Origin of the sequence: Pseudomonas sp. HY2-MNA-CIBAN-0224 (genome assembly GCF_040310285.1) — a bacterium.
Classification (GTDB): domain Bacteria; phylum Pseudomonadota; class Gammaproteobacteria; order Pseudomonadales; family Pseudomonadaceae; genus Aquipseudomonas; species Aquipseudomonas helleri.
In genome coordinates this window covers 1-447 of the sequence record NZ_JBEOPQ010000185.1, presented here as the reverse complement: position 1 = coordinate 447, position 447 = coordinate 1, and the positions used below count along the sequence as shown (strand labels likewise).

The following is a 447-nucleotide window of genomic DNA, read 5'->3' as shown; positions in this document are numbered from 1 at the left end:
CTGTAGCGACAGCACGCCACGTGGTGATAAGCCATGATACTCTTGGCTTGATCGTGTTTTTGCCACCAGTCTTTGTAGATAGTCCAAGACCACATCCGCGACATATACTTGCTTGACGCCTTGCTGCGCTAACAAGACCGCCTCGGTATCAAGTACCGCAGACAACTCTTTTAGTAACTCACGGCGATCCTGACCTTTTAAAAGCTCACGCTCTGCGGCAGGTGATGGATAGCCAAGCGACAAGCATAGCAAGAATCGATCTAGCTGCGATTCAGGGAGTGGATAGACGCCTGCTTGCTGCAAAGGGTTTTGAGTTGCAATCACAAAGAACGGTTGCGGCAATGGATAGCTTTGTCCATCTTGGGTCACTTGCCGCTCTTCCATCGCCTCTAGTAGCGCACTTTGGGTCTTAGGGCTAGAGCGATTAATCTCATCAGCGAGTAACAG

The 447-nt window shown here is 50.3% G+C and carries 1 protein-coding gene; it reads right to left on the bottom strand.

Annotation, left to right across the window (positions count from 1 at the left end):
* Window positions 1-447, bottom strand: a 447-nt coding sequence (locus AAEZ03_RS25960; protein ID WP_350582602.1) for an AAA family ATPase, incomplete at its 3' end; no start/stop codon positions are given.